Source organism: Leifsonia sp. 563 (assembly GCF_040545055.1).
Classification (GTDB): Bacteria; Actinomycetota; Actinomycetes; order Actinomycetales; family Microbacteriaceae; genus Leifsonia.
In genome coordinates, this window is sequence record NZ_JBEPLE010000001.1 from 16099 (window position 1) to 34124 (window position 18026).

The 18026-nt window shown below is 69.3% G+C and carries 12 protein-coding genes; 5 read left to right on the plus strand and 7 right to left on the minus strand.

All coding sequences use genetic code 11. The features are described 5' to 3' along the window. Window positions 1-90: 90 nt before the first annotated feature. From ABIC47_RS00085 to ABIC47_RS00100, 4 genes are all read right to left on the minus strand, one after another. The gene (locus ABIC47_RS00085; protein ID WP_354476217.1) at window positions 91-1473 is read right to left on the minus strand and encodes an aldehyde dehydrogenase family protein; all 1383 of its coding nucleotides are present in this window, start codon (window positions 1471-1473) and stop codon (window positions 91-93) included. A gap of 290 nt (window positions 1474-1763) precedes the next feature. Beyond that, entirely contained in the window at window positions 1764-2447 is a 684-nt protein-coding gene (gene trmB / locus ABIC47_RS00090; RefSeq protein WP_354476219.1) for a tRNA (guanosine(46)-N7)-methyltransferase TrmB, read from the minus strand. A 22-nt stretch (window positions 2448-2469) separates the two neighbouring features. Further along, the gene (locus tag ABIC47_RS00095; protein WP_018190429.1) at window positions 2470-2760 is read right to left on the minus strand and encodes a hypothetical protein; all 291 of its coding nucleotides are present in this window, start codon (window positions 2758-2760) and stop codon (window positions 2470-2472) included. A 75-nt stretch (window positions 2761-2835) separates the two neighbouring features. Then, window positions 2836-4191: an NCS2 family permease gene (locus tag ABIC47_RS00100; protein ID WP_018190428.1), complete on the minus strand. Its 1356-nt coding sequence runs from the start codon at window positions 4189-4191 to the stop codon at window positions 2836-2838. Window positions 4192-4395: 204 nt separating this feature from the next. Here ABIC47_RS00100 and ABIC47_RS00105 point away from each other — a divergent pair, with 204 nt between their 5' ends. The 3 genes from ABIC47_RS00105 (at window position 4396) to ABIC47_RS00115 (ending at window position 10914) form a co-directional block, all read left to right on the plus strand. After that, on the plus strand, window positions 4396-5673 hold the full coding sequence (locus tag ABIC47_RS00105) for a uracil-xanthine permease family protein (RefSeq protein WP_018190427.1): 1278 nt from the start codon (window positions 4396-4398) through the stop codon (window positions 5671-5673). Window positions 5674-5797: 124 nt separating this feature from the next. Further along, entirely contained in the window at window positions 5798-8281 is a 2484-nt protein-coding gene (locus ABIC47_RS00110) for a MucBP domain-containing protein (protein WP_354476222.1), read from the plus strand. A gap of 158 nt (window positions 8282-8439) precedes the next feature. Then, complete coding sequence (locus ABIC47_RS00115; protein ID WP_354476224.1) at window positions 8440-10914, plus strand: MucBP domain-containing protein; 2475 nt, start codon at window positions 8440-8442, stop codon at window positions 10912-10914. Between the two features lie 26 nt (window positions 10915-10940). On the opposite strand, the gene ABIC47_RS00120 is transcribed toward ABIC47_RS00115, so the two are convergent. The 3 genes from ABIC47_RS00120 to ABIC47_RS00130 form a co-directional block, all read right to left on the minus strand. Further along, window positions 10941-11273, minus strand: coding sequence for a hypothetical protein (locus tag ABIC47_RS00120; protein WP_020075169.1), 333 nt, complete (start codon window positions 11271-11273; stop codon window positions 10941-10943). After that, window positions 11270-12484: an inorganic phosphate transporter gene (locus tag ABIC47_RS00125; protein ID WP_354476226.1), complete on the minus strand. Its 1215-nt coding sequence runs from the start codon at window positions 12482-12484 to the stop codon at window positions 11270-11272. The genes ABIC47_RS00120 and ABIC47_RS00125 overlap by 4 nt, the downstream gene beginning before the upstream one ends. A 144-nt stretch (window positions 12485-12628) precedes the next feature. Then, entirely contained in the window at window positions 12629-15232 is a 2604-nt protein-coding gene (locus ABIC47_RS00130; RefSeq protein WP_354476228.1) for a DEAD/DEAH box helicase, read from the minus strand. 94 nt (window positions 15233-15326) lie between these two features. On the opposite strand from ABIC47_RS00130, the gene ABIC47_RS00135 reads away from it, so the two are divergent. Beyond that, window positions 15327-16853 carry a molybdopterin-dependent oxidoreductase gene (locus ABIC47_RS00135; RefSeq protein ID WP_354476230.1) on the plus strand — a complete coding sequence of 509 codons (1527 nt, stop codon included), beginning with the start codon at window positions 15327-15329 and terminating at the stop codon, window positions 16851-16853. Between the two features lie 12 nt (window positions 16854-16865). Continuing rightward, window positions 16866-17996, plus strand: coding sequence for a ThiF family adenylyltransferase (locus ABIC47_RS00140; protein WP_354476232.1), 1131 nt, complete (start codon window positions 16866-16868; stop codon window positions 17994-17996). Window positions 17997-18026: the final 30 nt, after the last annotated feature.

Sequence of the window (18026 nt, forward strand, 5' to 3'; positions counted from 1 at the left end):
ACCCCCGGGTCTGTGAGGCCCACTGGACGACCTGTCGCCCATCTCCACACTCCTTCGACACGATGTCCATCGCAGCGGACGGTTGCGGGATCAGCCCAGCTTGCGCAGCAGACCGCGCGCGAAGCGGTCCTTCGCCTCGGTGTACGGCGGGTAGATCAGCTGCATGGTGTCGGGGCTGAGCGGCTTGCTGAGCACGGCCTTCTCGTGGCTGAAGGTCCGCAGCGATCGCTCGCCGTGATACGCGCCGGCGCCGCTCTCACCGACGCCACCGAACGGGAGCCCGGCGACCGCGAGGTGCGCGGCCGGGACACCGAAGCCGACCGCGCCGGAGCTGGTCTCGGTGAGGATGCGGCGGCGGGCCGTCGCGCTCGAGGTGAACACGTACAGGGCGAGCGGCTTGTCCCCCACGCGGATGAAGCGGATGGCGTCGTCGAGGCCGTCGACGGGAAGGATCGGGAGGATGGGGCCGAAGATCTCCTCCGCCATCGCGGGCGACTCGGGCGCGACATCGGTGAGCACGGTCGGAGCGAGGTACCGGGTCGCGGCGTCGTGGTCGCCGCCGACCGCCGCAGTGCCCGAGCCGAGCATCCCGGTCAGCCGTTCGAACTGGCGGTCGTTGACGATGCGGCCATAGTCCGGGCTCTGCGCCGGGTCGTCGCCATAGAGGTCGCGGACCGCGTCGCGCAGCGCGTCGGCGAGGCGCGGGACGATGGAACGTTCGGCGAGCACGTAGTCGGGCGCGACGCACGTCTGCCCGGCGTTCATGAACTTGCCCCAGGCGATGCGTCGGGCGACGGCGGCGATGTCCACCGTGGCATCGACGTAGACGGGCGACTTGCCGCCGAGCTCCAGCGTGACCGGGGTGAGGTTCTCGACCGCTGCGGCGGCGACGATGCGGCCGACGCGGCCGTTGCCGGTGTAGAAGATGTGGTCCCACCGCTGGGCGAGCAGGTCGGTGGTGTCCTCCACGCCGCCCTCGACGACCGCGACGGCGCTGGGATCGAGGTACAGCGGGATGAGGCGCGCCATCGCCGCAGACGTGGCGGGGGCCAGCTCGCTGGGCTTGAGCACAACGGCGTTGCCGGCCGCGAGCGCGCCCACCAGCGGGGCGAGCAGCAGCTGCACGGGGTAGTTCCACGGCGCGATGACGAGCACGACGCCGACCGGCTCGAGCATCGTGGATGCGCGTGCCGGGAGCAGTGCCCCGGGAACGGACACGCGGCGCGGCCGCAGCCAGCGGCGCAGGTGCTTGAGCGTGTGGTCGATCTCGCCGACGACGAAACCGAGCTCGGCGATCTGCGACTCGGTCGGGCTCTTGGCGAGATCGGCGAGCAGCGCATCCTCGAACTCCGCGGACCGCTCGGTGAGCATGCGCCGCAGCGCCCGCAGCTGGTCGAGGCGCCACGCGAGCGGCTTGGTGACCCCTCGTTCGAAAGCGGACCGGAGCTCGTCGACCGTGCGCGCATGCGTCATGCGCCCATCCTACGAACCCGGGCGGTTCCTGAGGTCGGAAGCGTGCGCCCCCGAAAGGGAGGTGATCCGGTGCCGGCGGCCGTCCGCGGCCCTCCGTTTCCTGCGGCGCGCCGGGTGCGGGATGCGGATCGCCTCCCTTTCCGTCCTCGGCGGTGGCCGGACGGAAAAGGAGGCGACTCTCGTCGACACGCAGGTTCGACGCGGGGGACGGAGGCGATCCGGCAGGGTGTGGGACCGGATGACCTCCCTTTCCGTCGTGGACGGACGGATGGGGTCTGCGGGCGGGCGGGTCAGCGAGTGGGACGGTACGCGAGGTCGAAGATGGCGTGGCCGAGGCGCTCGCCCCGGCGCTCGAACTTGGTGACCGGGCGGTCGTCCGGGCGCGGGATGAAGTGCGCATCGCCCGCGAGGTTCACAAGACCGGGCTCGGCGTCGAGCACCTCGATCATGTGCTCGGCGTACGGCTCCCAGTCGGTCGCGAGCCGGAGCACGCCCTCCGGGGACAGCGCGGCGACGAGCAGTCGGGCGACCTCCGGCTGGATGAGCCTGCGCCGGTGGTGACGCGCCTTGGGCCAGGGGTCGGGGAAGAAGATGAGGATCTCATCCACCGAGCCTGCGGGGAGCCCGCGCTCGAACACCTCGACCGCGTCGTGCCGCACGAGGCGGATGTTCGTGAGTCCGCGATCCCGCATCGCGCCGAGCACCCGGCCGATGCCCGCACCGTGCACCTCGATGCCGAGGAAGTCGCGGTCGGGGTGGCGCTCCGCCAGGGTCAGCAGGTTCTCGCCGTTGCCGAAGCCGATCTCGACCACGCGGGGCGCCGTGCGTCCGAAGATCGCGTCCAGGTCGAGCGGCGAGCCGTCGAAGTCGACGCCGAAGCTCGGCCAGAGTTCGTCGATCGCGCGCGACTGGGCTTCGGTCTTGCGGCCGCGCACCACGAAGCTGCGCGGCCGGACGAGGGGGGATGGTTCCATCCCCCCATTGTCCCCTGTCGACTTACAGCCAGGCGAACGGCAGCGCCAGGACGCCGAACCCGATGCCCACGAGGGCGAGGAGGGCGAAGAACGCTGCGCCGGCGAGCATCACGGCGTTGAGGACGATGCCCCACACCGCGAAGGTCTTTCCCAGCGGCTCGCGCTTCAACGCCATGATGCCGACGACGAGGCCGGCGACCGGAGCGATGAGCGTCCAGCCGAAGACGATGGAGGCGAGTCCGAGCGCGAAGCTCGTGATGCTGAGGGTGCGGTCGGGAGTGGCGGTCTGGTACGGGGTGCTGGTCGTGGTCATGTCTCCATCCAACCGATTCGCGGTCGCGCCCGGTATCCGGATAACCCCCGAGTGAACCCTGAGGAAACCCCGGCCCTACACCTGCCCGAGCAGCCCCTCGATCGGACCGCGCGCGAAGTAGATGAGGAAGCCGGCGGCGACGATCCAGAGCAGCGGACTGATCTCACGGGCCTTGCCGGCGAGCGAGCGGATGAGAACCCAGCTGATGAAGCCGACCCCGATCCCGTTGGCGATCGAGTACGTGAGCGGCATGACGATGATCGTCAGGAACACCGGGAGCACCACCGAGAACTCGGTGAAGTCGATGTGCTTGATCTGCACCACCATGAGGGCGCCGACCACGACGAGCGCGGCGGCGGCCACCTCCAGCGGGACCACCTGGGTCAGCGGGGTGAAGAACATCGCGAGCAGGAACAGCGCACCGGTGATGACGCTGGCGAAGCCGGTCTTCGCTCCCTCGCCGATGCCGGAGGCCGACTCGACGAACACCGTGTTCGACGACGACGAGGTGCCACCGCCGACGATCGCGCCGACACCCTCCACGATGAGCGCGGGCTGCAGGCGCGGGAAGGTGCCGTCCTCGTTCGCCAGGCCGGCGCTCCGTGCCAGGCCGGTCATCGAGCCCATGGCGTCGAAGAAGTTCGTGAAGACGAGCGTGAAGATGAGCATGATCGCGGCGAGCGCGCCGATGCGTCCGAAGGCCCCGAACAGGTCCACCTGGCCGACGAGGCTGAGGTCCGGCAGGGAGACGAGCGAGGTGGGCAGCTGCGGCACAGTCAGGTTCCAGCCGGCCGGGTTCTTGCCCATCGACGGTCCGACGTGCCAGATGGCCTCAGCGATGATCGCGACGACCGTGGCGGCGACGATGCCGATCAGCAGCGCGCCCTTCACCTTTCGCGCCATCAGCACGCCCATGATGACGAGGGCGATGAGGAAGGTGATGGTCGGGAGTGTCGCGATGGATCCGGCCTCACCGAGCTGGACGGGCGGCGACGAGAGCGTCGTGGTGCGGACGAACCCGCTGTCGACGAAGCCGATGAACGCGATGAAGAGACCGATGCCGACCGTGATCGCCGTCTTCAGCGGCGCCGGGACGGCGTTGAAGATGAGCTTCCGCAACCCGGTCGCCGAGAGCAGCACGATGATCACGCCGTTGATGACGACGAGGCCCATCGCCTCCTGCCAGGTGAGGATCTTGACCACGTTGACGGCGAGGAACGAGTTGATGCCGAGCCCGGCCGCGAACGCGAACGGCAGCCGAGCGATCAGGCCGAACAGCACGGTCATCACACCGGCGCTCAGAGCCGTGACGGCGGCGACCTGCGTCGTCCCGAGGGTGTGGCCCACCACATCCTTCGTCCCGCCCAGGATGAGCGGGTTCAGGATGACGATGTACGCCATGGTGACGAAGGTGAGGACGCCGCCGCGCACCTCCGTTCCCCACGTCGTGCCGCGGGCGCTGATCTCGAAGAAGCGGTCGAAGCGCCCCGTGGAGGTGGGCGCGCTGGTCGATGCGGAAATGGTGGACTCCCGTAGGATCGGTGGGCGGTGGACGGCGAAGACTCAGGTTCGTCGAGTAATGCGCGAATGCGCAGCACCAAGCCTATTCCGACTCACGACCTCCGAAGGACACGCATGGCACTCCCCTGGACGCTGCATGGTGATGGCAAGAAGGTGGGCGCGCACGAGATCGTGCTGCCCGGCGAACGGCTGACCTGGCCCCGCACGATCGGGCTCGGCGCCCAGCACGTCGTCGCCATGTTCGGTGCGACGTTCCTGGTGCCGCTGCTCACCGGCTTCCCGCCCGCGACGACCCTGCTGTTCTCGGGCGTCGGCACGCTGCTCTTCCTCGTCATCACCGGCAACCGGCTGCCCAGCTACCTCGGCTCGTCGTTCGCGTTCATCGTCCCGATCGTCGCGGCGACGAAGGCCGACGGAATGCCGTCCGCCCTGTTCGGGATCGTCGTCACCGGTGTCCTCCTGGCCGTCGTCGGCCTGATCGTCATCGCGACCGGGACCGGGTGGATCGACGGGCTCATGCCGCCGGTGGTGGCCGGCGCGATCGTCGCCCTGATCGGCTTCAACCTGGCTCCCGCCGCGAAGAACAACTTCGTCCAGGCGCCCGTCACGGCCCTGGTGACGCTGGCCGCGGTCATCCTCTGCACCGTCCTCTTCCGCGGGATGCTCGGCCGGCTCTCGATCTTCCTCGGCGTCGCCGTCGGGTACGTGTTCGCGGTGATCGTCGGTCAGGTGAACTTCGACGCCGTGGCCAAGGCTCCGTGGATCGGCTTCCCGCAGTTCACTCTGCCCGCCAACCCGTTCGTCTCCCCCGCGGCGACCTGGGGCATCCTGCCCGCGTTCCTCCCGGTCGTGCTCGTCCTGATCGCCGAGAACGTGGGGCACATCCGCGGTGTCGCGCAGCTCACCGACCCCTCGGTCAACCGGCTGACCGGCCGGGCGCTCTTCGCGGACGGCGTCGCCACCACCATCGCCGGCTTCTTCGGCGGCTCGGGGACGACCACCTACGGCGAGAACATCGGCGTGATGGCGGCGACGCGCGTCTACTCCACCGCGGCCTACTGGGTCGCCGGAATCGTCGCCGTGCTGCTGGGGCTCTCCCCCAAGGTCGGCGCCGTCATCAACACCATCCCCGCGGGCGTGCTCGGCGGTGTGACCACCGCGCTGTACGGCCTGATCGGCATCATCGGCGTGAAGATCTGGCTCGACAACAAGGTCGACTTCTCCAAGCCGGTCAACCAGTTCACGGCGGCGACGGCGCTCATCATCGGTGTCGGTGACTTCACGCTGAACCTCGGCCAGCTGACCTTCAACGGGATCGCACTGGGCGCCATCGCGGCGATCGTCGTCTATCACGTGATGGCGTCGATCGCACGGCTGCGCGGGACGGACTGATGCTCCGGGCGGACTGAGTCCGGCTCCGTCACAATGCGGGTATTCGCGCGTCTCTAGGGGTGGGCGCGCTCTTCGGGTGCGCCTGCGTCGCCGATTGGCGACGCCTCCCCCAACAGAGAGCACCATGACCCGAATCCATCGTTCCCTCCGACGCGCCGCGCTCGCGACCGTCATCACCACCGGCGTCCTCGCCGGTGCGGCGGCGGTCCCGCTCGGCGCCGCCGCGCCGGCGAGCGCCGCAACCTCCAGCCCGGTCGCGGCCGCCGACATCATCAGCCGGGCAATCGACCAGGCGAAGAAGCAGGGCGCCGCCCGCGACTACACAGCGCCGATCAGCAAACCGAATTGGAAGGTGCTGTTCGTCGGTGTCGCCGACGTGAAGTATCCGAGCGGATCGCGCCAGACCTTGGACACGGCAGCCCGCACGTACACCCAGAACGTGATCAACCAGTTCGTGGACACGACGAGCCGGGACACCGGCGTGACCATCACGCCGACCGTCACGTGGGTCGACGCTCCCTTCACGACCGCCGGCACCGACGGCGGTCTCTCGCCGTCGGAGACGGCGGACATCCTCAAGGGCGTCTCCGGGGTCGCAGAGTACGACTGCATCATGGTGGCGTCGAGGTTCAATCCGGGCAGCGCATACGCCGGTTTGACCTGGGCATGGAACTGGGCCAACGCGCGCGAAGCCGCATACTCCTGGGTCTCCATCACGCCGCAGACCAGCACCCCCGGGTACCCCTCCCTCCCGGCCGAGAGCATCTCTCGTGACACCAACATCATGATTCACGAGTTCGCTCACGCTGTCTCCATGAACACGGTGGGCTTCCCGTATCCCGAACTTCACAACGCTTCCGGTTACGGGTACGCCTCGGACCCGTGGAACGAGTGGTACAAGTTCTACGTCGACTACCTCACCGGCAAGGTGAACGTGAACGGCGTCCCTCAGGGCACCTATCCGAAGATGTGGCAGGTCAGCCCGCGCTTCATGCATAACCCCGCAATGGCGACCGTGCACCTGCAGGACGAGGCGGGCCGCACCCTCGCGCCGGACATCAACACCTTCGGTGTCGGCGGGGACGCCTACTCGATCAAGGCACCGATGGTCAACGGTTACCGGACCGTCTCGGTCAAGTCCGGCAGTGCCCCGGCCGACGGACAGTTCACCACCGGCACCAACACCGAGATCACCCTGGTCTACTCGACCACCCCGACGAAGGTCGCCTTCGTGGGCGGCCAGGAGGTCGACCTCAACTACAACCAGGCGGCCACGCCGGGCGGGGTGTACTTCCACAGTTACACCTATCGCTCGGCAGCCCCCGTGACCGGCTACACCTACACTGACCAGATCGTCGGCAACGACGGCGCCCGACGCGTCGACAGCCTTCCCGGCGTCTCCGTCACCTTCGGAGCCAACGGGGTCGCCGGCGTCACGAAGGACGGCAATCAATACGTCCTGCGGAAGAAGTCCGACACCCTCGTCGAGATCTCCGTCGAGCTGAAGACACCCAGCACGACGTTCACCATCTACAACACGGGTTACGGAAACGTCGCACCGACGGCTCGGGTTCAGCAGATGTTCGACCTGCTCGACATCACTCCGAAGCTGACCGGCGTGAAGGAGCCGCTGACCACCGAGCCGCACGGACACACGAACATCACGTGGGGCGCCTACAGGGTCAAGGCCATCTTCGTCGGCGGCGAGACCAACGACATCACGCGTGCCAGCACGCGTGGCCAGGGAGAGACGTTCAACGAGTCCTTCGTCTACCGCACGGGGATCCCGGTCAGCGGCTACACGTACACCGACCGGCTCACCGCGTCCGACGGGGTCAAGCGCCTCGACTCCTTCGGCGGCCAGCCCATCACGTTCACCGCCGCGGGCACCGCATCCTTCGTCTGGTCCGGCCGTGCCGTCACGGTGGTGAAGAAATCCGACACTCTCGCTGAGATCTCGGTCACGCTCGCAACCCCGTCCAGCACCTTCGTCGTCACCGGAATGGACTCCGTCAACAGCGCGCCGACGGGCCGCGGCACCCGCACGCTCGAGCTCCTGAGCGTCGTCTCCGGCTTCGACAACACGAAGGATGCTCAAACCGCGCCCAAGGCGATCTCCACCGTGACGTGGGCGACCAAGGTGACGTTCCTCGGCGGTGAGACGACCGATCTGACGCAGACCAAGGTGCTGCCGGTGAACACCGCGCACTCCGGCAACTGGACGTACCGCGCGACGGCGCCGGTCACCGGGTTCACGTACTCCGACCAGATCGACAGCGCTCAGAACGCTCGCCGGGCGGACTCCTTCGCCGGCATCCCGCTGACCTGGAACGCCGCGGGCGTCGGGACCGTGACGAAGGACGGCAACACCTACACCGTCGTCCGGAAGTCCGACACGCGCGTCGAGGTGTCGGTGAAGCTCGGAACCCCGAGCACGACGTTCATCGCCTGGGACGCCGGATACGTCAACACGGCAGCGTTCGGCACTCTCAAGCAGACCACGGACCTGCTCGACGTCACGCCGCAGCAGACGGGTGCGAAGGAGGCTCAGACGACCGAGGCGAAGGGTCACCTGAACCTCACCTGGGGCGCCGGCCAGGTCGGCTGACCATCGGCCACACGGGCTGGAGGATCCGGACGGATCCTCCAGCCCTTCGGCGTGCCCGCGTCACGAATGCGGATAACGCACGTCTTGCAGGGTGAAGGCCTCCACACCCGGCGGCCCGGAAGCCGCTGACGCGGCCACACCTTCGAACAGAGAGCACCATGGCCCGATCTCCTCGATCCCTCAGGCAGGCCGCGGTCGCGACCGCCGTCACGGCCGGCATCCTCCTCGGGGCCACTGCCGTCCCGTTGGGCACCGTCGCTCCCGCGAGTGCCGCCTCCACCCCGATGGCGGCGTCGGAGATCGTCAGCCGCGCGGTCGATCAGGCGAAGAGGCAGGGGGCCGCCCGGGACTACACGGCTCCCCTCTCCAAGCCGACCTGGAAGTTCCTGTTCGTCGGGGTCTCGGACGTCACCTTCCCGGGCGACCCCGCTCGTCACATCGTCACGGCCGACGAGAAGAAGTACACGCAGTATGTGGTCGATCAGTTCGTGTACCTCCTCACGAGCCGGGCCGGGGTGCGGGCGACCGCGACCGTGAAGTGGATCGACAAACCCCATACGGCGACCGAAACGGACCGGAGGCTGCATGAGTGGGAGTTCGCGGACCGCTTCGCGGAATGGTCCGCTCCGGCCGAGTACGACTCGATCATGCTGATGTCGAAAGGCGGAAACGGCGGGGTGACCATGCCCGCGTACTACAACGACACCACGACAAGGGGAGCCGGATTCGAGTACTTCACGATCCGCCCCCGAACCGGGGCTCCCTCAGACGTCGCTCCGACGAACGACATCGAGCTGAGCACGAACTACGCCCTGCACGAACTCGGGCACCAGATGAGCTACAGCCGGAAGGGTTTCCCCTATCCCGACCTGCACAACGCGTCGGCGTACGGATACGCCGTCGACCCGAGGAACGAGTGGGCCGCTTTCTACCTCGACTACCTCAGCGGCAACGTGAACGCGGACGCCATCCCGATGGGAGCCTTTCCGAAGATGTGGTCGGTGAGCCCGCGGTTCCTGCACCGGCCCGCGATGGCCACCGTCCATTTCCAGGACGAGGGAGGCCGCCCCATCGCTCCCGACGTCGACACCTTCGGCGCGGGAGGCGACCCGCTGACGGTCACGGCCCCGGTGATCGACGGCTATCGCAGCGTGGCCCCGAAGGCGACGAAGGCCGCGCCGGAGGCGACCTTCACCACCGGGACGACCACAGACATCACGCTGGTCTACTCCCCCGGCCCTACGAAGGTCGCCTTCGTGGGCGGCGAGACCTTCGACCTGACCCAGAGCAGGACCCTGAATCCCGGGACCACCATCTGGAGCCCGTTCACCTACCGCGCTGCCACCCCCGTCACGGGCTTCACCTACACCGACCAGATCGTCGGCATCGACGGCGCGCGCCGCGTCGACAGCCTCCCCGGTGCGCCACTGCGCTGGGACACCTCGGGAACCGCGGTGGTCACCGATGGCGGAAACACCTACACGGCGACGAAGAAGTCCAGCACGCTGGTCGAGGTGGCCGTCCAGCTGGGGACGCCCAGCACGACATTCGTGGTCCGGAACCTCGGCTATGCCAGCTCCGCCTCAGCGGGTCGTGTGCACCAGAGATTCGATCTGCTCGACATCACCCCCCAACTCACCGGGGTCAAGGAGGAGGTGACGACCGAGCCGCACGGGCACGTGCAGCTCACCTGGGGCGACTACACCCTCGCGGCGACCTTCTCCGGGGGCGAGACGACCGACATCAACCGCGTCGACCGGCGAGCGCCCGGCGAGCAGTTCTTCGCCCGCTACGGATACCGCACCGCCTTCCCGGTCACCGCCTTCACCTACCTGGACCGGCTCGCCGAGGTGGACGGCGTCCGTCGCGTCGACCTGTTCGACGGCCAGCCGGTCACCTGGACCGCGAGCGGCACAGCGACCGTGAACTGGCTGGGGAACGCCGTCACGCTGACGAGGAGGAGCGACACGCTGGTCGAGGTCCAGATGACGCTCAAAGCACCATCCACCACCCTCGTCGTGCCCGGGATGGGCTACACCAACAGCGCGGCGACGGGTCGGGCCAAGCGCAGCGTCGAGTTCGTCGACGTGACGTCCGAGCTCACGGGCCGGAAGGATGCGCAGCCCCGGGCGCCGAAGGGCAACAACACCGTGACCTGGGGCGACCACAGGACGACGGTCGCCTTCTCCGGAGGCCAGACCGTCGACCTGTTCCAGAACACGACCGTCGCCCCCGGCAAGATCTACTGGAACGGCTATACCTATCGCGCGGCGGTCCCGGTCATCGCCTTCACGTACACGGACCGCATCGTCTCGATCAGCGGAGCACGACGCTGCGACAGCCTTCGCGGCGTCGCACTGAACTGGGATGCCGCCGGCATCGCCACGGTCACGAACGGCGGCAACACCTATACCGCTGTGCGGAAGTCCGACACGCTCGTCGAGATCTCCGTCCGGCTCGGAACCCCGAGCACCACGTTCACCCTCCAGGACGTCGGATACGGCAACGTCGCGCCCGTCGGCCACGTGGAGCAGACGTACGACCTGCTCGACGTCACGCCAGAGCTGACCGGAGTGAAGGAGGCCATGACCTCTGAGCCGCACGGGCACGTGACCCTCACCTGGACGGGCTGATCCTCGGCCAGAAGAGTGGGCCGCCGTTACTGGTGGAAGAACGGGATGATCAGGTACAGCCCGTACACGACGGCCAGCGCGCAACCGGTGAAGCACGCATAGGCGCCGGTCAGCGCCAGCCGCTTCTGCCCGGTGCTCAACGGGTTCTTGCGCTGCGCCTTCTCGGCCTTGCGCTGCAGCTTGGCCGCGCGCTCCGGGGTCAGCACGGTGATGGCGTCGGTGAACTCGACCGGCTCGACGAACAGCGCGCGGCCGGCCGCGGCCAGGAGACGCGTCCCGAGCGCGTAGAGAGCTACGACGACGCACGAGCCGACCAGCGCTGCGCCGAAGACGACGAGGAAGGACGCCCAGTCGATCATGCGGACTCCCTCCTGCGCCGCTCCTTCTTGAGCGGCTTGACCTTCTCGATCTTGACGACCTTGCCGGACGCCGCGACCTCGCTCTTGCCCTGCACCGGCAGCGGCTTGACGGCGTTCTCACTGCTGACGCGGTTGCGACGCGCACGCCAGAAGATGTAGACGACGACCGCGGTGCCGACCACGGTGTCAATGACGACACCGATCGGCCCGACGTTGGCGAGCAGCCCGGCGACGGCACCGACGATGGCGGCGGACGGCAGCGTCAGCAGCCAGCCGATGGCGATCCGGCCCGCCGTGCCCCACCGCACGGAGGACCCGCGCCGGCCGAGACCGGAGCCGATCACGGAACCCGAGGCGACCTGCGTGGTCGAGAGGGCGAAGCCGAGGTGGCTGGACGCGAGGATGGTGGCCGCCGTGCTCGTCTCCGCCGCGAATCCCTGCGCCGGTTTCACCTCGGTGAGGCCGCGGCCGAGGGTGCGGATGATGCGCCAGCCGCCCGAGTACGTGCCGATCGCGATGGCGAGCGCACACGCGATGACGACCCAGATTTCCGGGCCGGAACCGGTCGGCTGCAGGCCGGCGGAGATGAGCGTCAGGGTGATGACGCCCATGGTCTTCTGGGCGTCGTTAGTGCCGTGCGACAGCGCGACGAGCGAGGACGAGAAGATCTGCCCGTACCGGAAGCCGCCGCGGCCGTCGGGGCGCCCGTCGTAGCGTCGCGTGATCCAGTAGGCAAGCTTGGTCGCGCTCCACGCGACGACACCCGCCGTGAACGGGGCGATGATGGCCGGCAGGATGACCTTGTCCAGAACGACGACGAAGTCGACCGATTGGAGCCCGGCGCCGACGATCGCGGCCCCGATGAGGCCGCCGAACAGCGCGTGGCTGGACGACGACGGCAGACCGTACAGCCAGGTGATCATGTTCCACACGATCGCCCCGACGAGTCCGGCGAAGATGAGCACCGGCGTGATCTGCACGCCGCCTTCACCCTCCTTGATGATGCCACCGGAGATGGTCTTGGCGACCTCCGTGGAGAGGAACGCTCCGATGAGGTTGAGCACGGCGGCGAGGGCCACGGCGACCTTCGGCCGCATGGCGCCCGTCGCGATGGGGGTCGCCATCGCGTTGGCCGTGTCGTGGAAGCCGTTCGTGAAGTCGAAGAAGAGCGCCAGCGCGATGACCAGCACGACGATGAGGGTGAGGTCCACCGTTCTCTTTCTCGTGTGGGATGCCTCCCCCGACGCAAACGTTCATCGGAGGTTCATGCAAGGGACCTGGCGCGTTACGACACCGTGACGATACTCACACGACGCCTCAGTCAGGTCAAACCCGCTGCGACCCCGTTCGCGGGGCTAGAACCGGCCGACCCCCGTGAGCCGGATCACCGCGACGCCCTCGCGTGCGGAGTCCTCGAGGAGGACGTCCGCGGTGATGCCCCAGTCGTGGTCCCCCTCGGGGTCGGCGATGATCTGACGCACCCGCCAGATCCCCTCGGCTCCGTCGGGCTTCTCGTCCACCAGGATCATCTGCGCCGAGCGCGCGGAGGCGTCGGTGAGGATCTCGTCGTGCTCGGCGTAGTAGCCCTCCAGGGCCGCATCCCATTGCGCTTCCGTGAAGGGCGCGGCTCCCCCGGCGAGCGCGGCCGCTTCGGCCTCCAGCGCCCCGAGGTCGTGGACGCGGTCGAGGGCGGCGAGCTGGATGCGGCGGAACAGCTCGTTGCGCACCAGCACGAAGAAGGCGCGCCGGTTGGTTGTGACGTTCCGCGGCGCGGGAGGGGCGAGCTCGGTGGACCCGGCGGCGTGCTTGGCCGCATCCGGGTGCACCAGTTCTTCCCACTCGTCGAGGAGGCTGGAGTCGACCTGGCGCACCAGCTCGCCCAGCCACTCGATGATGTCGCGAAGGTCCTCCGTGCGGGCCTCCAGCGGGACCGTCTGGTTGAGCGCCCGGTAGGCGTCGGAGAGGTAACGGAGCACCACGCCCTCCGACCTCGCCAGCTTGTAGAACGCGATGAACTCGCCGAACGTCATCGCCCGCTCGTAGAGGTCGCGGACGACCGACTTCGGGCTGAGCGCGAAGTCGGCGACCCACGGCTGGCTGGACGCGTAGGTGGCGAACGCCTCGTGAAGCAGCACGTCGTGGGGCTTGGGATGCGTCACCTCCTCGAGCGCCTCCATGCGCTCCTCGTACTCCACGCCGTCGGCCTTCATCGCGGCGACGGCCTCGCCGCGTGCCTGGAACTGCTGGGCGGAGAGCACCGGACGCGGGTCGTCGAGCGTCGCCTCCACGACCGAGACGATGTCGAGCGCGTACGACGGCGACTCCCGGTCGAACAGTTCGAAGGCGGCGAGCGCGAACGGCGACAGCGGCTGGTTGAGGGCGAAGTTGGGCTGCAGGTCCACGGTCAGCCGGATCTCGACGCCGTCGCCGGTCCTGACCGCCTCGACGACGCCGGCGGTCAGCAGCGAGCGGTACAGCTCGATCGCACGCCGAGCGAGGGCGAGCTGGCGCTTCCACGGCTCGTGGTTGTCGAAGACGAGCGCGTGCACGTGCCCGTACACGTCGCCGCCGCGGCCGATCACGTTGATGAGCATGGCGCTGGTGATCTGCATGGAGGAGGTGAGCGTCTCCGGCTCCGCCTCGATCAGACGGCGGAACGACGGCTCGCCCCACGAGACGAAGCCCTCCGGCGCCTTCTTGCGGACGATCTTGCGGCGCTTCTTCGGGTCGTCCCCGGCCTTCTCCAGCGCCTTCAGGTTCTCGGACTCGTGCTCGGGCGCCTGGGCGACGACGGTGCCGGCGGTGTCGTATCCCGCGCGGCCCGCGCGCCCGGCGATCTGGTGGAACTCTCGGGCGTTCAGCTGCCGCATCCGCGTGCCGTCGAACTTGGTGAGCGCCGTGAGGAGCACCGTGCGGATGGGCACGTTGATGCCGACGCCGAGGGTGTCCGTGCCGCAGATGACGCGCAGCATCCCGCGCTGGGCGAGCTGCTCGACGAGCCGGCGGTACTTGGGCAGCATCCCCGCGTGGTGCACGCCGATGCCCTGCCGCAGCAGACGGGACAGCGTCTTGCCGAAACTCGTCGTGAAGCGGAATCCCCCGATCAGCTCGGCGATCGCATCCCGCTGCTCCCGGGTGGCGATCTTCGCGCTGGAGAGCGACTGCGCCCGCTCGAGCGCGGCCAGCTGCGAGAAGTGCACGACGTAGACCGGAGCCTGACCGGTGCTCAGCAGGTCTTCGATCGTCTCGTGGACGGGCGTGACCTCGTAGTAGTAGTGCAGAGGAACGGGCCGCTCGACACCCGTCACGGTCGCGGTGGTCCGCCCGGTGCGGCGCTCCAGGTCCTCCGCGAGCGCGGTCACATCACCGAGGGTCGCCGACATCAGCACGAACTGGGTGTGCGGGAGGGTCAGCAGCGGAACCTGCCACGCCCAGCCGCGGTCGGGGTCGGAGTAGAAGTGGAACTCGTCCATGACGACCTGCCCGACGGGCGTCTCGTCGCCGTGGCGGAGGGCCAGGTTCGCCAGGATCTCCGCCGTCGCGCACATGATCGGCGCATCCGGGTTCACCGCCGAGTCGCCCGTCGTCATACCGACGTTCTCTGCACCGAAGATGTCGGCGAGCGCGAAGAACTTCTCCGAGACCAGCGCCTTGATCGGCGCGGTGTAATACGTGCGCTCCCCGCGGGCGAGCGCCGCGAAATGGGCGCCGACCGCCACCAGCGACTTGCCCGTGCCTGTGGGTGTGCTCAGGATGAGATTGGCGCCGCCGACGATCTCGATCACCGACTCGTCCTGGGCCGGGTACAGCCGGATGCCGCCCTCCTCCACCCAGGCGACGAACGTGTCGTACACGGCGTCCTCGGTGACGGAGCCGGGGCCGGCCCAGCCGGGGATGTCCTCGAGGCGGAGTCGCCGGGGGCTCTGGGGTTCGGCGGAGGACGGCGAGGCATCGGACATGATGCCCCCAGCCTCCCACGTCGCGGCGGCCGCTCGTGGCGCGCGCTCGACGTGCTCGTGGCGCGCGCTCAGGCGGTGGTCATAGGTTTGCCCCATGTCCGACTTATGGCGGCCGGCCGGGGCCGGCGTCGCGAGCGTTGTCGCGGGCGTCGGCGTGGCCGAGCTGGTGAGTGCGTTCGTCGTGCAGAACGGCAGCCCGATCCTCACCGTCGGCGCGCTGCTCATCGACCTCGCGCCGCCGTGGCTGAAGGAGGCCGTCATCGGCCTGTTCGGCACCGGCGACAAGGCGTTCCTCATCGTGTCACTGGCCGTCGTCGTCGTGGTCGGCGCAGGGATCGCGGGCTGGCTGGAGGGGGTCCGGCCGCCGCTCGGACGCATCCTCATCGGCCTCGGCGGAGCGGTCGGGGTGCTGGCCGCGGTCACCCGCTCGGGGAACAGCATCGTGGACGCGCTGCCGTCGGTGCTCGCGGCCGGCGTCGCCATCCTGCTTCTCGGCTGGCTCATGCGGATGCTGCGCGACACCGAGCCGACGCGGGTCGCGCCGAACGGCCGGGTCTCCCGCCGCCGGTTCGTCGGCTCGACCGCCGCGACCGCAGCCGGAGGGGCGCTCGCCCTGATCGTCGGCCAGGTGGTGGCCGGCGGCTTCCGGGCGGCCTCCGCCACCCGCGCGGCGATCCGGCTGCCCAAACCGGCGGAGACGGCCCCGCCCATCCCGGCCGGAGCGTCGTTCGACATCCCGGGGCTGTCGCCGATCGTCACGCCGAACGCCGACTTCTACCGCATCGACACGGCGCTGCAGATCCCGGGGATCGACCCGAACGACTGGAGACTCCGCATCACCGGCATGGTCGAGAACGAGGTCGAGCTGACCTTCGCCCAGCTGCTGGCGCTGCCGCTGGAGGAGTCCACGACGACGCTCACCTGCGTCTCCAACGAGGTCGGCGGCGACCTGATCGGCAACGCGACGTGGCTCGGCTACCCGATCCGTCACCTGCTCGCGCACGCCAAGCCGTCCGCCGACGCCGACATGGTGCTGTCGACCAGCCAGGACGGATGGACGGCGAGCACCCCGATCGAGACGCTGACCGATGAGCGCAACGCCATCCTCGCCGTCGGGATGAACGGCCAGCCGCTGCCGCTCGAGCACGGCTATCCCGTCCGGATGGTCGTGCCGGGCCTCTACGGCTACGTGTCTGCCACCAAGTGGGTGGTGTCGATGGAGGTCACGCGCTTCGACCAGCACACCTCGTATTGGACCGACCGCGGCTGGTCGGAGCGCGGGCCGGTGAAGCTGTCGTCCCGGATCGACGTCCCCGCCGCCGGCCGGCAGGTGAAAGCCGGGTCCGTCGCGGTGGCCGGGGTGGCCTGGTCGCAGCACGTCGGCGTCAGCGCGGTGCAGGTGAAGGTGGATGACGGGCCCTGGCAGCAGGCGACCCTCGCGGACGCCATCTCGGCCGACACCTGGCGGCAGTGGCGGTTCGCCTGGGAGGCGACGCCGGGCGCCCACACCCTCCGGGTCCGCGCGACGGACGCGAAGGGGAAGGTGCAGACGGCCGCCGTACAGGACGTCGTGCCCGACGGCGCGACCGGCCTGCACTCGGTGCGGGTCACGGTGGTGTGATTGGCTGAGCATATGGCCCTCCCGCCTCTGGTCGAACCCGGTCCCGAACTGTCCGTCGAGCGGACGGCCCGCTACGCCCGCACCACGCAGCTGCCCGGCTTTGGGGCCGTCTCGCAGCGCCGGCTGCGGGCGGCCCGCGTGCTCGTCGTCGGCGCCGGCGGCCTGGGCTCGGCGGTGCTCCCGCTGCTCGCCTCGGCCGGGGTCGGAACGATCGGGATCGTCGACGACGACCGGGTGGAGCCGAGCAACCTGCCGCGGCAGGCCATCCACACGCCCGCCGCTGTCGGGCGCGTCAAGGTGGAGTCCGCTGCGGACGCCGTGCGGGCGCTGGACGACGAGGTGGAGCTGCGCCTGTACGCCGAGCGGCTGACGTCGCAGAACGCGCCGGACATCCTCGCCGGGTTCGACCTGGTGCTCGACGGCAGCGACAACTTCCCGACCCGGTATCTGGTGGATGACGCGGCGACGGTCGCGGGCATCCCCGTCGTGTGGGGCGCCGTGCACCAGACCGGAGGCCAGGCGGGGCTCAGCTGGGCCGCGAATGGGCCGACGTATCGCGACCTGTTCCCGGTGCCGCCCGCGCCGGGCACGGTGGCGAGCTGCGCCGAGGCGGGCGCGCTGCCGTCGGTGTGCGGCGTGATCGGCGGGCTGATGGTCAGCGAGGCGATCAAGCTGGTGACCGGGACGGGCGATCCGCTGCTCGGCCGGGTCGTCATCCACGACGGCCTGCGCGGGACGTTCCGCGAGCTGGCCTACGAGCGCGATCCGGAGGCGGCGCCTGTCACGGAGTTGATCGACTACGACCTGTTCTGCGGTGTGACCGACACGATGTCGCCCGCCGAGCTGCACGCGCGGCTCGTGGCGGGTGAGCCGCACACGCTGCTGGATGTGCGGGAGCCGTGGGAGGCCGACATCGTCGAGCTGCCCGACTCGCTGCTGGTGCCGCTCGGCGTCGTGGAGCGGGACGCGGCGGGAGTGGCCGAGCGGCTGCCCGACGCGCCGCTCGTGATCGTCTGCCACCACGGCATCCGGGCAGAGACCGCGCGGCGCCTGCTCGCCGACGCGGGCAGACCCGGCCTGGTGCTCGCCGGCGGCCTCGATGCCTGGGCACGAGACATCGACCCCGGAATGCCCCGCTACTGACGCCGAGATTCGTGCCGAATGTGCGGAATG